Genomic DNA, 17,776 nt, shown 5'->3' on the forward strand with positions numbered 1-17,776 from the left:
TACATTTACAACGTAGCAGTTGAAAACCAGGATGAACGGAATATTAGAAGGTGTACCATATAACAATAAATTTCCACATCGTTAGTTATGCTCCTTGGTCATCAAGAGGAATACTAGAGAAGCGGATTCATAATAAAGTGCAAACTAAAGAATATTTCTATTATGCGAAAGAGAGGATCAAATGAATTATTATTTTGGTTTTTCATGGAAGGGTCTAATCATCTTTTTATTGCCAATGATACCAAATATATTTTATTTTTTAATTCCTGCGTCAGATATATCAGGAAACCATGCAAATAGCTATTTGATTTTAGATGTTTTGGAGCACGGAAGTCAGGCGATATTTTTCTTTCTTCTGATATTTGTTGTAAGAAAACAAGCATCTGAAATGCGATGTCCGTATATAATTGGTATGGCAATAATGTTGATTTTTTATTATGGGCTATGGATATTGTATTTTACAGGCAACGCAAACTCGATTATTTTTTTGGGGATGGCCGTTCTCCCGGTAGTATATTTTATATTAGCTGAGATTTGGCTTCAAAATTATCTGGCTATTATACCAACAGTACTTTTTGGTATTGTGCATGTCATTAATACATATTTGTCTATTGCGAATTAAAGGGAGGACAACAATCCTCTTAAATTTTGATTGTGCGTTCAGCATGTATTCTATATCAAGGATTAAGTCTCGAATGGTGAGGTTAGAAGTAAGCCATAGCTTAAGGCAGGGGTGTCCAACGTGAGCAGGAATCTGAATGAAGTCATCGGCAAATCTCCGGTCCGAGGAACACGAGCCTCTTATAAGGCTAGCGTTCATTGGATGAAGTTACTACACAAACCAAAGTTGATACTGCTGAAGGCGTACGAGAGTAAATGAGGGGATCTTCCCTATGCGGAAACGGATTTGATAGGAGCAAAAGATAGAACCAAAAGATAAAATACACAAGACATATAAGGAAGTAGAATCGAAGAAGAAGGGGCGCGTATAACAATGCATTTTTGCTTCGTCGCTGACGTTCCTCGGTCTTCAAGAGGGATTTCGGAGAAGTGGAATCAGGCGACACATCCAACCGGCTAAGTGGCAAGGCCACCCGAACCTCCGGTCCTTAAGCCGTTTGGACGTCAGAAATGCGCAACGTTATAGGAAATCTGCTTAGAGCTTAAAACCCACAATATTAACAATAAAATGGAGGTGTTCTCATGGAGATGATCTATAAAGATTATTTAATTTCTGATGATAAATCTAAGCTTGACAAGCAAGTGATTTTAGATTTTTTAGTCCAAAGCTATTGGGCTAATAGGAGACCACAAGAACGTATATTAAGATCTATAGAAAATTCACATTGTTTTGGAGTTTATCATAATGACAAGCAAATTGCTTTTGCAAGAGTAGTTACAGATAATGCTACTGTCTATTATCTCTGTGATGTATTTGTATTGAAAGAATATCAAGGTCAGGGGATTGGAAAGAAATTGGTAGAACAAATTGTAAATTCTGATGAATATGAATGGATGAGTGGAATTCTTGGGACATTAGATGCACATAGTTTATATGAACAATATGGATTTGAAAGAGACTTAGAACGATCAATGAGAAGAATACCTCAGGGAAGAAAAACAATGTGAGCAATTAAAGAAGACACAGACTTCATATAACATTATATCCACTCTTCGGGCCTAAAAGCCCTTGGTCCGCTAGAAGCGATTGGCAGGGAAGCAGAATCAGCGGACACATCCGCACCGACTAACCGCTCGCGGCCGGCACCTGGCGGAGCCTTAAGTCGGTAGTACGTCGTGGATACAGGAACGTTATGCGTAAGATCTGGAAAATGAAAATTATATTAGAAAGAGAGATACTTAATGAATATATTTTCTATAGATATGCAGACAAGTAAATATGTCAATGTAGAACATCCTGTAATAACGATTGATGGAATTCCGTTTGATTTATATCTTCATAATTTGTATCCAGATAATTTATATTTAGGTTTAATTCCGACAATTACTGATTGGATTGGACTGAAGGAAGAAGCAGAGTTAGTACTAAGACGTTTTCTTTCAGAAGAAGAGATTGTTATTTTACCAATATTAATGTGTCCGGATGATTGCGATTTAACATGTACACTAATTGTTGCTGAAGTTTTAAAATTAAATGATCAAGTGATTTGGAGACGGATTGGAGTGGATTCTAGTAATCTAGGAATACCATATAATTATGAGTTAGTCGGGAAAGAAGTTACCTGGTTAGATTTAGTGCCCAAAATGAAATTTAGCAAGGATAAATATATTGAGAATCTTAAAACCATTTATAAACATAGTATCTCGTAGAAGTCAGGTACTACGCATAACATAATATTCACGCTTCGGGCCATTCGGCCCTCGGTCTAGCCGGAGTCAGAAGTGGATTCGATGATGCTATTCGCAGTAGCGGGTAAGTGAATTCAGCCAGACACATCCGCACCGACTAACCGCATCGCGACCGATCCCGTTGGTCGCTTAAGTCGGTGGGACGTTGTGAATACAGGGAACGCTATGTGAAATTCCCTAAGGGCTTTAAAACATAATGACACTTTTTGGAGGTTAATTGATGGGAGCATGGGGAACTGGGATTTTTGAGAACGATGATGTATTAGATTGGAAGGCAGATTTACTTGATTCTGATGACATCGAATTAATTGAAGAGACGATTAAAGAAGTATTAGAAGAAGAATATATTGACTCAAATCTAGCTTCAAATGCTCTAGGCGCAATTGAGATCCTTGCAGCATTACAAGGTAGTCCTGGGAAAGAGATATTGAATAATCAAAGTAATACAGGAGATCTATATGACTGGATCGATACACATAGAGGTAAAGGAAAAAAACTCATTTCAAAAGCTAAACGAGCAGTCAAGAAAATTAAGAAAGATTCAGAACTAAAAGAGCTATGGGAAGAATCAGAAGAATATCCGATCTGGTTAAATACAATAAATGATTTAGAAAATCGATTGTAAAGAACTTGATAGCTTTTCGAGAAAAGGGAACTTCACATAACAAAATATTCAAGCAGCGGCTCCGATGAAGTCTTGGTCTGCGGGAAGGATTTCAAAGAGGCACTTCGGTAGACAACCCCTTCGGGGTTCGTGAATACAGGAACGTTATCCGAACTTAACAAAGAACTATTAAAAACAAAATATAATTGGAGTGAAATCTTTGATTGAAACGAATATTCAAATTCGAATAGCAGAGGCAAAAGATGCAAAATATCTCGCTAAACTTAATGTTGAATTTAATGGAGTAGGAATTTCTGAAGAAGAAATCATTGCAAGCTTATCTGATTCAAATGAGATTGTTGTAATAGCCTTAATCAATGATCTACCAGTTGGATTTGCATGTGCCCAGTATTTTAAATCAATCTGTTATTCAGAACCGTATGCAGAAGTAACCGAATTGTATATTATGGGTGACGCTAGAAGGAAGGGAATTGCTACAAAGGTTTTAGACTTTGTTGAGAAAGAACTTATATTAAAAGGCGTTAGATCGGTGAAAGTGCTCACAGGTAAAAAGAATGAAACAGCGATAAAAACATATGAAAAATCAAATTATATAAAGAAAGAGGAGCAAATACTACAAAAGAAAATATAAATAAAATAGAACAATAAAGATGTATTGAACCTAAAGGTTATAAAGAATGTGAAAGTAAGTTCAAGAAGTCGTTAACATCGGATAACATAATATTCATGCTACGGCTCCGATGGAGCCTGGGTCTACGAGAAGGAATTCGGGGAAGTATTTCAGTAGACAAGTCCTTCGGGGGTCATGAATACAGGAACGTTGGGTGAAACTACTCAAAATTAATTGCATAATTATATGCAGATTAAGGAAGGGGATAGATTTAATGATTTTTAATTTTGAACTAGCGGATATTTTAGAAAAATCTGAAATTAATTATATGGTTGATCGAATGACTGCAATTAGAGAACGAGGAGGAAACCCTGAGGGGATTGAAATAAAACGATTCGGGGAGAGCACGGCGTTTTATAGCAAAACCATGCCCTGGGGTCTATTTAATAATGTAAAGGGAAGAATTTCTGAAGATGTCATTGAAGATATCTTAGACTTTTATAATGAGCGGGAGAGGAATTTTGAGATTCAAGTCATCCCCGGTAAGATAGATCAAAAAGTAATGAAAACGCTCCATAATAAAGGCTTTTATCAATCAGGATTTCATACAACGCTTTTTTGTGAACCTGGGAATCTAAATTCGTTTGATCATCATAAACTGGAAATTCGTGAACTACTTGAAGATGAGTTCGATACATATGCAGAAATTCATTGTTTAGGTACAGGATTATCTCTTGATGGGAAAGAACACGTAGCTGCAAATAACCGAGTACTGTTTTCCCGTCCTGGATGGCACTATTATTTGGGGTTGGATCAGGGCTATCCAGTTGCAGTAGCTGTAATGTATATAGAGAACAATGTTGCTTCATTAACATTTGCGACAGCACTACCTGGATATCGAAATAAAGGATTTCAAACAAATTTATTACTTAGACGAATTCATGATGCCTACAAGAATTGTAATCTCGTTGTTAGTCAGTGCTCATATGGCTCGCAAAGCCACCGGAATATGGAAAGAGTAGGTATGAGAATCGGATATACCCGGGCAACGTGGTCTAGGGATTAATTGTGAGGGGAAATTTAGGCTGGCATCGCCTAACATAATATTCAAAGCCGCGGCCCTTCGGAGTCTTGGTCTGCGAGGTGGATTTCGAAGAGGCATTTCAGCAGACAACTCCGTTGGGGTTCATGAATACAGGAACGTTATCTTACATAAACCTATTACATTTAGGAGCAAATAATGAAGATCACTTTCTCGAAATGGGTTCAATATTATCGAAAAAATAATCAAAATCTCAAATATATTCATTGGGATGACAACTATAAATTAACAAATAATGAAAGAGAAATAATCATTAAGTCAATTCAACAGTTTCAATTAGGAGAAAACTCTGAAGGTAAATATCTAATTAAACGTGCACAAGAATATGTACATCAGACACAAGATCAGGATTACTATGAAGCGCTTATAGAGTTCATTAAAGAAGAACAAAGGCACGCTAGAGATCTGGGCAGATTTATGAAGGTACAGGGAATCCCACTCCTTCGTAGACATTGGGTGGACAATGTATTTAGAAGATTACGTCGATATGCGAGTCTAGAACAATCAGTCATTGTTCTATTAACTGCTGAGATCATTGCTAAGTTGTACTATAAAGCCTTGCAAAAATCTACAAAGTCAGAAGTATTAATAGATATATGTAATCAAATTTTAAGTGATGAGGAGAAACATGTTCAGTTTCAATCCGAAACACTTCATAAATTTGCTCAAAATAGAAACGTTCTCTTTAACAGAATAGTTTATATCCTTCGTAGAATCCTTTTTGAAGGAACGCTAATTATAGTGTGGTATCAACATAAGCCAGTATTTAAAGCTGGGGGATATAAACTCAAAAGTTATTACTATGAATGCCGTCATGAGTTTAACTTAACGAAGAAGATTATAGCTAATTCACAGTAGAGGTTTACGTCAGATAACATTATATCCAAGCTTTGGGTCCTGACGCTCCCTCGGTCAGCCCGAAGGGAATTGGCAGGGAAGTGGAATCTGGCGGACACATCCGCACCGACTAACCGCATCGCGGCCGTCTTTTGACGGAGCCTTAATTCGGTGGGACGTCGTGAATACAGAACTTTATAGGTGATCAGCGTAAAAACAGTATAACAATTCATTATTTTATTTTGAATAGGAGTGAAATCATGCTGGAAGCGGTTATTTTCGATATGGATGGTACACTATTTCAAACAAACAAAATCTTAGAGTTATCGTTAGAAGAAACATTTACTATCTTGAGGTCTCTAAATGAATGGTCGAGTGAGACTCCAACTCAAAAATATCGTGAAATAATGGGTGTTCCTCTACCAGTAGTTTGGGAAACGTTATTGCCGAAACATTCAAATGAAATCAGACGAATTGTGGACGAGATCTTCCTAGAGAAGCTAATTGCAAATATTAATAATGGCAATGGCGCCTTATATCCGCATGTCAAAGAAATTTTTGATTACTTGAAACATGAAGGCTATTTCATTTTTATTGCAAGTAATGGACTAAACGAATACCTTAATGCCATCGTTAACTGCTACAAATTAGATAAGTGGGTGGCAGAAACTTATAGCATCCAACAAATAGGAACTCAAAATAAGGATGACTTAGTCGGTCATATTCTTAAAAAACATCACATCAGCAATGCAACTGTGGTTGGGGACAGGATTTCTGATTTCAATGCCGCAAAAAAAAATGGGTTGAAGGCTATTGGTTGTCGATTTGACTTTGCCCAAGAAAGGGAGCTTAAACAAGCGGATTATATTATTGATGATTTACTTGAATTGAAAAAATATATTTAACATCATGGGAAGTGGAATATTTGTGTAAGTATTTTCGAAGAAGACGCTGACATTCTACAACATCATATTCAAGTAGCGGCTCCTCACGGAGCCTTGGGCTGCAGGGATTCCGATGAGGCAATTTCGGCAGACAACCCCTTTGGGGTTCATGAATAAAGGAACGTTAGCAGAAATCAGGGGAATGCTTAATTAAATTATAAAGATTATATAAACTATTAGTTAAGGACGGTGATTTCAATGAGTAGCTTGTTACTAACCTCTTGTGGTTTTTATACTGAAGATATTAAAAATCAATTTCTGGATTTTATTGATGGAGATATTTCTCAATTAAAAGTCTCAATTATTACAACAGCATCCCCTAGAAAAGAAACTAATAGATATGCACAAAGAGCAATGCAGGAGTTTAAGGACATGGGATTTCAGCATATCAATTTTGTAGATATTGAATTTGATGACCCGCAAATTCTCTTACATAGAGATGTTATATATATCAATGGTGGAAATCCATTTACATTATTGTATTACGCTAAGAAAAGTGGTGCTGATGAAATTATCAGAACACTGGCTGCACAGAATGTAATTATCGTTGGAGTAAGTGCAGGAACGTTATTACTGGGGCCGAATATTAACATTGTGGATTTCTTTACTCCACAGATGAACACAATTGATTTAACGGATTTTAACGCATTAGGTGTAACTGACAAGCTTATTTTTCCTCACTATGATCGAGAGGACATATTTAAAGATCGTACTAATAAAACAATTGAAGAGAGAATAGTAGAATTTGAATCCAATGAGAACTGTAAGGTTACAAGGCTTAAAGATGAAGAATATATCTCAATCATAATGAACCAAGCACATTGAATCGGAGAAGCCCCTGAAATCATACTAACACCGTATTCACGCTGGGGCTACACCCCTTGGTCTGCTCGAGGAAGTAGTATCCAGCAGACAACTCCTGTGAGGCTAACTCTTCGACCCAGTAGCTCCTTTAAGTCTCTCGGGTTAGTGAATACAACAAAGGTAGATAAAATAACGAAGAAGTTTATATTGGGAGTTGATTCATTGAAGTATTCAACTGTAGTTCTTGACTTGGATGGAACATTATTAAATTCAAAAAAAGAAGTTTCTAAGAGAAACATAGATGCGGTCTTATCTTGTTATCAGAAAGGAATGAGAATAATATTTGCAACAGCTCGACCGCCCAGGGCGGTTAATTGGTTGCTTCCACAAGGATTAGTAGATATCGGGGCTTTTGTATATTACAACGGAGCTCAAGTGATATGTAAGGAAACCAAGATAGAAATTAATGAATCAATCCCTGCTCATGTAACTACAGAAATTCTTGATTACTGTTTGAAGTGTGACTCTCAAATTGAGCTGACTATGGAAGTGAAGGATGAGTGGTTTAGTTTAAGAGAGCTTGATTATATTAGCTCAATGAACACACAATCAAACCCCATAGTAAAACCCTTAAAAGAATTAAAGCAATATGATGCTACGAAGATACTTCTGACTGGCAATAATCACAATTCTGGATTGTTTGAAAAATTCGAGGGTAGAGTGAATATACTAATTACGGATAATAATAAATTAGTACAAATCATGCCTCTTCTGGCATCTAAGGAAATGGCAATTACTAAACTCTGTGAATTATATAATGTAGAATTGGATTCCGTTATTGTATTTGGTGATGATCATAATGATGTAGGCCTCTTTAAGATGGCGGGATATTCTATTGCTATGGGAAATGCGATTAGGGAATTGAAGGAAATCGCTGATGAAATAACCGTTAATAATGATGAAAACGGTGTTGCTGTAAGTCTAGAAAGATTTTGTGGGTAACTCAAGGTTACTTTATCTAACAGTACATTCATACACCGTCGCACTTGCTCCTCGGTCGCCAAGAAGGATATCGGAGAAGTTGATTAAGGTGACACATTCAATCAGCTAAGTCTATTGACCCGTTCCCTACGGTAAGGTGCTTGAACGTCAGGAATACAACAACGTTAGCCGAAAGAAGTTCTTATTTTAGGAGGAGTCTATATGATATTAGAAAAAGTTATAAATAGAATTGCAATACAAAGTGAATATAAGGATTTGGTTGATAAGTATATAGATCATATACTTAACGAATTTAAAGATAAGATTCATAGCATTTATATGTGTGGCTCGATTCCAAAAGGAACAGCTCAACCTTTTAAGTCAGATGCAGACTTTACTATTGTATGTGCAAATCCCGAAGATATTGATTACGAAAGATTGTCAATGATTAAAGACAGGCTTTTGGAAGAATATCCATTCGTCACTAAGATGGATACGATCATTTGCTCGATTGATGATGTATTAAGTAGACCGAATGATTGGGGTTTTTGGATTAAGATTATTTGTGTTTGCATACATGGGGAAGACATTGGTGAAAAAGTACCCCCGATCAACATTTCTCCAGAATTCATTTTAGACTTAAATACAGATACCAAGGAGGAAGTAGATCGTGTACATCGATCACTTTCTAATGTTAGTGATCACGCAATGAAAACTAGATATATTAAAGGTTACTCTAAGAGATTAATTCGTGCATTATACTCTTTGGTTTTAGAAGATACAGGGGTATGGGAAGATGAAATCATTAAGATGAAGAATGCCATATTAAACTATTGTGAGATTAACGCCGCTTTAGTTGAGTATCTATATGCTTGTTACTTGGATAGCGATGTATCTGTTGAAGAGTTTCTGGAAACCGCAGATGAAGTATATAGCTATTTTGAGAACGCCTTAAATAAAATGGCTGCTTCCAGAAATTCAGTTGGCTAACAACATATTGACGCTCGTAGTCACTCTGAGAAGCGATCCAGCCCCTAAGTCCGTCGGGACATCACTGGCAAGATTGAAAGGAGAAAATATGATACTTGGGTTGTATGAAGCACATTTACCAGTAAGTAACTTACATCAATCTATCGAATTTTATTCTAAATTAGGATTAGAGCTGGCCTGGAGAGATGAAGATACAGCGTTCTTCTGGATTGAAAAAGAAAAGAGTTGGGTCGGTCTATGGCAAGGCAAAGAGCATAAAACTTCTTATCATCCATCATTAAGGCATATAGCATTTCGAGTTAGTTATGAAGATCTTCGAGACAGTGTGAAATGGCTTCAATCAATTGAAATAGAGCCTGTCCCATTTGGAAAAAGAGATTCAATAGATCCATTTGTTAGGCCTAATCAGGGAAATGCTTCAGTCTACTTCAATGATCCAGATGGAAATAGTTTAGAATTAATGTGTTTTGTAAGTGTCCCTGAAAACTTAAAGAATATATCCAATAAATTATCAATTGATGAATGGGAAGATCTTCTGAAAGATAAGAACTAAGAATGTATTCGGATATCAAAAAGAAGTATCAGCATCAGATAACATAATATTCACGCTGCGGCTCCTTCGGAGTCTTGGTCTGCCAGATGAAAGCGCTTCAGAAGACGCATTCAACTACGTTGAACGTATGAATACAGAAACGTTAGGCGAAATAATTGCTAGTGGAAGGAGATTTAAATGCATATTAGAGGAGTAATTCTTGAGGGGTACTCAAATGCCGGGAAGACTTCAGTATTAAAAGCAATTAAACGATATCAATCACAAGAAGAATCCTCAGAACGGAGCGTAGTTATTCTTGGAGAACATTATTCTCAAATTTTGAATAATAATCATGGAGAATATGTAAGTCTAACCCGAGAAGGACACATTGAGTTACTTAAAGAGCGGGTTGAAATGCTAAAGAAACTTAACGAATGGGCTATTCAACTTGGTCCTGCATCTAGAGGATCTAGGGGACTATTTTATGTTCTGGAGAGGTTTCACTTAAATCATAGAGCTGCATTTGTAGATTCGGATTTGGAAGAGATAAATAAAATAGAAGAACAGCTTGAGTCTTTAAACGCCAAGTGTATTTTGCTTACAATCTCGCCCGAAGTTGTAGAAGAAAGAATTAAAAGTAGACAACCCGAAGGATGGATCTATAAAACAGAAGAAGATGTAAGAGCGTCGGTAAATGAATTATTAAAAATCCAAAATGTTTTAAGACATCAAGCTCAAATCTCAAGAGTGCCAACAATAGAAATCAATACAGATGGTAAGGATTGGGATGAGTATGTAAGGGTAATCATGGAGGGCAACGACATCGCCTAACCAGATGTTCAAGCATCGTCGCTAGTGCTCCTTGGTCGGGTAGAAGCTATAAGCAGAAGAATGTATCCAGCCAGACGTATCAGGCATTCGCCGGTCGTCGTGAACACAAAAAGTTAGATGAAATCAGTTAAAATCAATATCAATATAGGTGCGTAATGGATCGGAAGATTATTCAAACCGCAAAAGAGATAGCAATAAGAATTATTCGCGAAGCAGGTCTAATCTCTAAAGAGAAGTTTGATAACTTTGTTGAACTGAGATCTAAAGATGAATTTGGGGATGTGGTTACTGAAGTAGATCATTCCTGTGAAGACATCATCATCAAACAAATACAAGACGTATTTCCAAATCATCAGATACATAGTGAAGAGGCAGGGCTTATCGGAACTAAGCACGATTGGTTATGGTTAATTGATCTTTTAGATGGAACTAATAATTTTGCAATTGGTTTACCTGTTTTTTCGATATCAATTACCTTAATGTACAAAAGAGAGCCTGTGCTTGGAGTGGTCTATGAACCTCTAACAGAACGTTTATTTGTATCTGTTATTGGTGAAGGTACAAGCTGCAATAATCGACAAATACAAATTAAGAGTAACCCTAATATTTTCAAAGGAAATATAGGTTGGATTCAAGGTCACAGAGTACAAAACGACCCGCAAGCAGTAAAACTAAGACAACACATTGATATTAGATTTAAACGAATGTTAAGATTATGGGCTCCAACGCTTCAATGGTGTATGTTGGCCAAAGGAGATATTGATGGAATTGTTCTGTACAATTCTGAAGGTGATGACTTGTATTCAGGTATCTTAATGGTTAAGGAAGCAGGGGGGCTTGTTATAGATTTTGAAGGAAATAAGTTTAATGGAATGAAAGAAGAACCTTATCTAATTGCATGTCAACCAGACCACAAAGAAGAATTATTGCAAATTGTAAGAGAAGGATTGAGTTAACGCTAAAAGCAACTGACATCATCTAACATTATATCCACGCTCCGGAGCTTGACAGCTCCTCTGTCCACGAGAAGCAATCGGCAGGGAAGAGAACCAGCGGACACATCCGCCCTGACTAACCGCATCGTGGCCGCTCCAATTGGTCGCTTAAGTTGGTGGGAGGGTCGTGGATACAGGAACGTTATATGACAATCTAATTATATTTATGTGGGCTAAATGCATAGAAGCAGGGAGGACATATTAATGATTAGAACAGTTGCACTTTGTGTTATCCAAAGAGGAGAAGAACTACTGTTAGAAGAGTTTTTTGATGAGGATGTAGGCATAACTTATTATCGACCTATAGGGGGAACAGTTGAATATGGAGAAAGTAGTAAAATCACCGTAATTCGTGAAGTCAAAGAAGAAATTGATGCAGATATTTCAGAACCTATCTTGATTGGTATTATTGAGAATATATTCAACTACCAGGATCAAATTGGGCATGAAAATGATTTTATTTATGAGGCTGAACTTATGAATAGATCACTTTACGATTTGGAAGAAATAGATGGTATAGAAGGAAGTAAACCCTATAAAGCAGTTTGGAAACCACTAAATTATTTTAAGGGGAATTTGACAGTAAAACTGGTACCAGATGGGTTACTAGAGTTGCTTCAAGACGGAACAGATGGAAGATATATTAAACACTTAAGTAAACGATAGCTTGAGGGATTTGAAGAAGATGGGGCTTATAACAACGTATTCACTCTGCGTGCTAACACCTTAGGCCCGGCCGAAGTTATGATCAGGGAAGTGAACAGCCAGACAGCCCTGCGAGCATAAGTCTGGGAACCCGTTCGCTTCGGTCACTTAAGACTCTCGAGTCGTGAATAGAATAAATTTATTCGAAAGATGGTGAAATGATGAGTGTTATAAATACTGAATCTGTACAAAACGAAATTATGAAAGATATCGAAACAAAATATGGATGGATTGTACATGCAGTTGAATCAAACTATTTGGGTTATGGTAATTTAAAGTGGATTATGACAACTAACATTGGGCCCATCTTTGTTAAACAATATTGCAAGATAAGGTATCGACGCGGATTAGATGGGGTTAGAGACGCACTGAAGTATCAACATCTTATGCATCTTGATGGAATTCCTTGTCAGCCAGTATATAGTTACAACAGTGAGTATATTCATACCACATTTTCCGGCGAGGAATATATGATTTCTGGTGTTAGCACAGGACATTTAATAAAAGCAGGGCAATTAAACAGTCTTCAGATGTATAGTCTTGGTGAGGCTACTGGTCGTATGCATATGTGGATGAAAACACATATGCCGAAATTACCATACTTACAGTGGGAGTTGCCTTCAAAGGCAAAGATGTTTGAAAAGATACTAGCAAATCTAAATGAAATGAAAAAAATGACTAATCAAAGATACATAGAAGCTATAGAGAATCAAAGAATTATTCTTAAAGAATTAGATTTGGATATATTCAATGAGTGTGCTAAAGGATGGGCGCATTGGGATATGCATGTCGACAATTTATTATTTCACGAAGATAGGCTAGAAGATATTTTAGATTTTGATAGACTACACTACGTATATTCAGATTTCGACATTTCCCGCGCAATACTCTCAAGTGCACTTTTAGATGACGGGAAATTAAATGTCGAGTCAACTAGGGCATATATTGATGGTTATAGAATTCATACTAATCTTACGATAGAACAGTTGGTACTATCGATTAAATTAACTTGGTACAAAGAGTTTAAGTGGGTACATGAAAAGTATAGTCAAGATAAAGCAATGAGTCGGTTTATCGAGGAAATGATTTGGATAGGGAATGAGTGGGAGAATCTCGAAGAGATATTCACAACTATCTTTAAATAATGATTGTGGGTTAATTCGGACTAGTCAGCGACAGCCCTGCGAGGTTATATCCGTCGGAACCGGCGCGATACATCTTACGCTTCTCGGGTTCGTAGATACAGGAATGTTATCGGAAATATGCGTAAATACTTTATTTTTTGGGGGCATCTCAAGGATGAGTGAAAAAACAATAATTATTGAAGATTACAACAATGAATGGCCTGAAATGTTTTCTGATCTGAAATCCATCATAGAACAAAGACTCGGGGATCTAGTACTTAGAATTGAGCACGTTGGTAGTACCGCAGCACCTGGACTAGCGGCAAAACCTATTTTAGATATTGATGTAGTAATTGATTCTATGGGCTTGCTTCCAGATGTAATTCAAGGATTAGAAAGTTTAGGTTACTATCATGAAGGGAATTTGGGTGTTGAGAACAGAGAAGCTTTTGCAAGAAAAGATGCAAATGTTCCTTATAGTATAGTAAAAATACAGAAACCTGAACATCATTTATATGTTTGTAATAAAGAGAGCAAAGAGTTATTAAGACATATATCGTTCAGAGATGCATTAATTAGCAATCCCGAATTTGTAGTCGAATATGGCAATCTAAAGAAAGAACTTGCTATTAAATATGGAGAAAATCGTCAGTCTTATACGGATGGGAAGACCGAATTTGTAAATAAAGTACTTAATGAATATGGAAAGAATTTGTAGGTTGCTCAATGGAACTAAGACATCCGATAACTAATTGAATAAAACAACGTTATCGAAAATCTCACAAAGGATATGAAAACGTGAATACTAAAGATTTTAGAAAGCTAATCAGGGTGTATTTTGCTTCAAAACTACATGAGGCTGGGTTTATAGGAACCGATCATCATTTTGTTAAGACAACTGATAATCACTTTATTTATACTCTGGTGATTCAGGCAGATAAATCCGGTGGATCTTGTGTTATGGAGATGGGAGTGCATCTAGAATTCCTCCCTAATTCTATTGGTGAATTTAAGTCTTCAAATGAAATCACGACCTATGATTGTGAATTCAGAAAACGTATTAATAAAAAAGAAAATTTGTTTAAGAGATTTTTTACAGTGGAGCGTGAAAAATGGTTTCAATACGGAGAAACAGAGGAGGATACGATAGTTACTATAAATGAAATGAAACAGTTATTTTTAGATCAAGGAATGAGTTATTTTTCTCAATTCAATGATTTTCCTAGGATGATTACATCAATTTCATTGGCCGAGATAATAGCTAGATCTAAGAAGATTGAAGATTTTGGAGCTCCACTTGATTTAAGGTTGGTTTTGTTAATTGCACGAACGCATAAATTTCTAGGTAATGATAGGGATGCGAAAGAATATGCTCAATGGGGATTAAATAATATTGGGAAAGCAACAGGACTCATTAAGGACTTTGAGGCCATAGGTCGAGGGAATTTGTGAGACATCATCTAACATCATATCCGTGCGGAGCCTAACGGCTCCTCGGTCCGCCGAAGGGGAATGGCAAGGAAATGTATTTAGCGGCCACATCCCTACCGATTAACCGCATCGTGGCCGCTCCCATTGGTCGCTTAAGTCGGAGGAAGAGACGTGCATACAGTAACGTTATCTGCAATTACTGGGAATACATTCAGAACAATATAAAAGCTATTGTGAAAGGAACTTTAAAGAAGTGAACCCATTTCCCAAAGACTATGAATTAGTCGAATTATTCGAGTCAGAACCTAAAATTTTTGATGAAGAAGTGCCATGGTATTATAATAATTTGTTCTTTTCACTGAAAAGGAATGATGTTACTCTAGTATGTTTGCTTCAACCAGCTTATGGAACTTTATCGTTACATCTTAAGGTGAATAATAGCTCTATCTATGATCTTAGTTTTGAAAATGTGGTTGGAATGGAAATAGAAAAATCTAATACAAAGGAAATATTAAAGATTATACTAAATGATGAAGATACTATAAAAACCTTATTATTAGAAACCAAGCCAAATATCTACTTGATGTCTACAACGGATAAGAGCTTTAGAATGTAACTCGATGATGTCGACAACAGCAGGAAACATTTTTTTCACCCATCGGACCTATACGTTCCTTGGGTCGCCAGATGGTAAGGAACCAGGAAGCGGTGTCAGGCGATCAACCCTGCACTGGATAAGTAGCGGAGCCACTCGGCCTGCCGACCTTAAGCCGTTGAGGCGTCGTGAATGCACGAACGTTATGCGAAAGGCCAGAAGAACGTATAAACCATGAAAATCAAAGGATGAAAGAAATGAGTAAGAAGACATATCTTGTGAATATAGCTTATCTAATTGACTTAACTGACGAAGAATATAAAGAAATCGATGGGGACTTGACTCCTGTACTAGAAAATGAAATTAAAATAAGGAGAGATTTGAAATTACATTGGGAGAGCACTTCCTCTGTATATCTCGATCCAGAAGCAATGAATTGCGGAAGGTGCGCAAAATGTAATTCATGGGCAACTGATAGAGAAAAACCAAATCATATTGATGAACTCAATAATGGAGCTGTTGTTGAAGGGCAATTACTTTGTGATGAGTGTTTGCCAGAGGAGCATAGATGGGCCTTCTAAAAATGGATAATGGTTAGTAATTCGCAGAAGTCTGATCCATCTCACTCTTCGAGTCATTCGGAGCTCGGTCCGGCCAAAGTAAGATGAGGATTCGGAGAAGTATTTGGTAGCTGCAGGGAAGTGGAATCAGCCGTACACATCCGCACCGACTAAGCGCATCACGCCCAGCGACTTCGTCTCTTTAAGTCGGTGGGACGTCGTGAACACAAGAACATTAGCAAAAACCTCTGTTAAGAACTGTGTTAAAGAACAGAATCAAATATAAAAATTTTCAGACTTGCGTCATCGTAATTCAAAGACAGTTTATACAGAGGAGTGGGGATTCATGATTAAAAAATCGGAGGAATTTTTAAAGATGATGTTAAATTTCTTCCCTTCCACTAGTACTGATTATAAAAAATCAATTGAGAATCACGGTATGGTATTAGATACTGTCATAATTGAGGGAATATTCATGCCGGAGATTATTAAGTTATTAAGCGAGAATAGAAATAACAAGCTTCTAGAAAGTATTTTTGATTATTTTGAAGAAGTATCTAATTGCAAAGATGATTACTTAATTGATAGCATTTTTTCAGTTACGGTATTGGAAATATTGGGTAACGACGAAAAGATTCTTCGGGCTGCACAAGAGTATATGGGACCTAAAACCATGCAACTTCAATTAGAGGCTGATAGAGGATTAGGTAGGATTAGATAGAAGCTGATTAACGTGGTGGGACATCGTGGATATAAGAACGGGTATCCAATACTACCAATCAAAACAACAAGCATAGGAGCAATATTATGACAATTATTTTCAAAGAAATAAAAGACATTGATACACAGGCAATTCAAGAACTGTTTCATTCGGTGGACTGGAAATCAGGAGATTTCCCAGAAGATCTGAGACAAGCAATAAACAACTCGCATACGGTTATTACTGCATGGGATGGTACCAAATTAGTTGGCTTAATAAATGCATTGTCTGACGGCGTGATGACAGTATATTTTCATTACATGTTAGTACACAAAGAATATCAATCATTAGGAATTGGAAAGAGAATGATGGAACAAATGCTTAGTCGATATTCTAATATCAAAACAAAAGTGCTTATATCCTATGATAGTGCAGAAAAATTCTATGGATTATTTGGATTTAAGCCAGAAGAAGGAACTAAAGCCATGTTTATTTCAGATATGGTATAGCATTGAAGTAAAGATTCCGATCAGATGAGAATTGATTATAGATGGATTTGTTTTTGAGAAGGTCGCTATATAAAGCTTCAATTCGGATATGAAGGGATACCAGATGATAAGTTATAAACCATTTCAAAAATTATTGATTGACAGGGAGATTAAGAAGCAGGATTTATTGAAAATGACGGGGATTTCATCGGCAACGATGGCAAAACTCAATACGAATGAATATGTGGCTTTAGAAGTAATCGATAAATTATGTACGGCACTGGGATGCCAGCCTGGAGATCTATTGGAGTATTTAGAAGATCCGAAACTAAGTTAAAAAAGAAAATAACATGTTAGCCAATCAGAGAATCGATTCCGACGTATAACATTATATTCATGATATGGCTTTTAACGGAGCCATAGTCTGCGGGAAGTGTATTTTATGGAAGCGCTCCAGATTACATATTTAAAAATGAACGTCGTGAGTACGGGAACGTTTTGTGAGATTATCGCTAATGTTAAAATCAGGGAGGAATAACAGTGGTTTGAAGA

General features: G+C 36.7%; 23 protein-coding genes. All 23 read left to right on the plus strand.

What is annotated here, in order from left to right:
- Window positions 1–181 precede the first annotated feature (181 nt).
- The 23 genes from MKY01_RS12200 to MKY01_RS12310 all read left to right on the plus strand — a co-directional run bounded on the left by MKY01_RS12200 (window position 182) and on the right by MKY01_RS12310 (window position 17,561).
- Window positions 182–622 (plus strand): hypothetical protein, encoded by a 441-nt coding sequence (locus MKY01_RS12200; protein ID WP_339286465.1) that lies wholly within the window; start codon window positions 182–184, stop codon window positions 620–622.
- A gap of 581 nt (window positions 623–1,203) precedes the next feature.
- Window positions 1,204–1,629: a GNAT family N-acetyltransferase gene (locus MKY01_RS12205; RefSeq protein ID WP_211085347.1), complete on the plus strand. Its 426-nt coding sequence runs from the start codon at window positions 1,204–1,206 to the stop codon at window positions 1,627–1,629.
- Window positions 1,630–1,863: 234 nt separating this feature from the next.
- Window positions 1,864–2,331, plus strand: coding sequence for a hypothetical protein (locus MKY01_RS12210; RefSeq protein ID WP_062833900.1), 468 nt, complete (start codon window positions 1,864–1,866; stop codon window positions 2,329–2,331).
- A gap of 259 nt (window positions 2,332–2,590) precedes the next feature.
- Window positions 2,591–2,995 carry a DUF4259 domain-containing protein gene (locus MKY01_RS12215; RefSeq protein WP_339286466.1) on the plus strand — a complete coding sequence of 135 codons (405 nt, stop codon included), beginning with the start codon at window positions 2,591–2,593 and terminating at the stop codon, window positions 2,993–2,995.
- 199 nt (window positions 2,996–3,194) lie between these two features.
- The gene (locus MKY01_RS12220) at window positions 3,195–3,626 is read left to right on the plus strand and encodes a GNAT family N-acetyltransferase (RefSeq protein WP_282321795.1); all 432 of its coding nucleotides are present in this window, start codon (window positions 3,195–3,197) and stop codon (window positions 3,624–3,626) included.
- 253 nt (window positions 3,627–3,879) lie between these two features.
- Window positions 3,880–4,671 carry a GNAT family N-acetyltransferase gene (locus MKY01_RS12225; RefSeq protein WP_282321794.1) on the plus strand — a complete coding sequence of 264 codons (792 nt, stop codon included), beginning with the start codon at window positions 3,880–3,882 and terminating at the stop codon, window positions 4,669–4,671.
- 174 nt (window positions 4,672–4,845) lie between these two features.
- Complete coding sequence (locus MKY01_RS12230) at window positions 4,846–5,565, plus strand: ferritin-like domain-containing protein (RefSeq protein WP_339286467.1); 720 nt, start codon at window positions 4,846–4,848, stop codon at window positions 5,563–5,565.
- A 239-nt stretch (window positions 5,566–5,804) separates the two neighbouring features.
- Window positions 5,805–6,449 carry an HAD hydrolase-like protein gene (locus MKY01_RS12235; RefSeq protein WP_339286468.1) on the plus strand — a complete coding sequence of 215 codons (645 nt, stop codon included), beginning with the start codon at window positions 5,805–5,807 and terminating at the stop codon, window positions 6,447–6,449.
- Window positions 6,450–6,686: 237 nt separating this feature from the next.
- Entirely contained in the window at window positions 6,687–7,313 is a 627-nt protein-coding gene (locus MKY01_RS12240) for a Type 1 glutamine amidotransferase-like domain-containing protein (protein WP_339286469.1), read from the plus strand.
- Between the two features lie 201 nt (window positions 7,314–7,514).
- Entirely contained in the window at window positions 7,515–8,294 is a 780-nt protein-coding gene (locus tag MKY01_RS12245; protein ID WP_339286470.1) for a Cof-type HAD-IIB family hydrolase, read from the plus strand.
- A 201-nt stretch (window positions 8,295–8,495) separates the two neighbouring features.
- Entirely contained in the window at window positions 8,496–9,263 is a 768-nt protein-coding gene (locus MKY01_RS12250) for a nucleotidyltransferase domain-containing protein (protein ID WP_339286471.1), read from the plus strand.
- 88 nt (window positions 9,264–9,351) lie between these two features.
- Window positions 9,352–9,816 carry a VOC family protein gene (locus tag MKY01_RS12255; protein WP_339286472.1) on the plus strand — a complete coding sequence of 155 codons (465 nt, stop codon included), beginning with the start codon at window positions 9,352–9,354 and terminating at the stop codon, window positions 9,814–9,816.
- Window positions 9,817–9,993: 177 nt separating this feature from the next.
- Window positions 9,994–10,626 carry a hypothetical protein gene (locus MKY01_RS12260; protein ID WP_339286473.1) on the plus strand — a complete coding sequence of 211 codons (633 nt, stop codon included), beginning with the start codon at window positions 9,994–9,996 and terminating at the stop codon, window positions 10,624–10,626.
- A gap of 155 nt (window positions 10,627–10,781) precedes the next feature.
- Window positions 10,782–11,582 carry an inositol monophosphatase gene (locus MKY01_RS12265; protein WP_339286474.1) on the plus strand — a complete coding sequence of 267 codons (801 nt, stop codon included), beginning with the start codon at window positions 10,782–10,784 and terminating at the stop codon, window positions 11,580–11,582.
- A gap of 243 nt (window positions 11,583–11,825) precedes the next feature.
- Window positions 11,826–12,287: an NUDIX domain-containing protein gene (locus tag MKY01_RS12270; RefSeq protein ID WP_339286475.1), complete on the plus strand. Its 462-nt coding sequence runs from the start codon at window positions 11,826–11,828 to the stop codon at window positions 12,285–12,287.
- Window positions 12,288–12,484: 197 nt separating this feature from the next.
- Entirely contained in the window at window positions 12,485–13,471 is a 987-nt protein-coding gene (locus MKY01_RS12275; RefSeq protein ID WP_339286476.1) for a phosphotransferase, read from the plus strand.
- Window positions 13,472–13,625: 154 nt separating this feature from the next.
- A complete protein-coding gene (locus MKY01_RS12280) occupies window positions 13,626–14,168 on the plus strand; it encodes a GrpB family protein (RefSeq protein WP_339286477.1) in 543 nt (180 codons plus the stop codon).
- Between the two features lie 80 nt (window positions 14,169–14,248).
- Window positions 14,249–14,902 carry a DUF4304 domain-containing protein gene (locus MKY01_RS12285; RefSeq protein ID WP_339286478.1) on the plus strand — a complete coding sequence of 218 codons (654 nt, stop codon included), beginning with the start codon at window positions 14,249–14,251 and terminating at the stop codon, window positions 14,900–14,902.
- Window positions 14,903–15,134: 232 nt separating this feature from the next.
- Window positions 15,135–15,497, plus strand: a complete 363-nt coding sequence (locus MKY01_RS12290) for a hypothetical protein (protein WP_127545997.1) — start codon at window positions 15,135–15,137, stop codon at window positions 15,495–15,497.
- 236 nt (window positions 15,498–15,733) lie between these two features.
- Complete coding sequence (locus MKY01_RS12295; protein WP_127546000.1) at window positions 15,734–16,057, plus strand: hypothetical protein; 324 nt, start codon at window positions 15,734–15,736, stop codon at window positions 16,055–16,057.
- Window positions 16,058–16,382: 325 nt separating this feature from the next.
- Complete coding sequence (locus MKY01_RS12300; RefSeq protein ID WP_339286479.1) at window positions 16,383–16,757, plus strand: resolvase; 375 nt, start codon at window positions 16,383–16,385, stop codon at window positions 16,755–16,757.
- A gap of 86 nt (window positions 16,758–16,843) precedes the next feature.
- Entirely contained in the window at window positions 16,844–17,245 is a 402-nt protein-coding gene (locus tag MKY01_RS12305; protein WP_339286480.1) for a GNAT family N-acetyltransferase, read from the plus strand.
- A gap of 103 nt (window positions 17,246–17,348) precedes the next feature.
- Complete coding sequence (locus tag MKY01_RS12310) at window positions 17,349–17,561, plus strand: helix-turn-helix transcriptional regulator (RefSeq protein WP_339286481.1); 213 nt, start codon at window positions 17,349–17,351, stop codon at window positions 17,559–17,561.
- Window positions 17,562–17,776 lie beyond the last annotated feature (215 nt).

The organism is Paenibacillus sp. FSL R5-0486 (assembly GCF_037975155.1).
Taxonomy (GTDB): Bacteria; Bacillota; Bacilli; order Paenibacillales; family Paenibacillaceae; genus Paenibacillus; species Paenibacillus amylolyticus.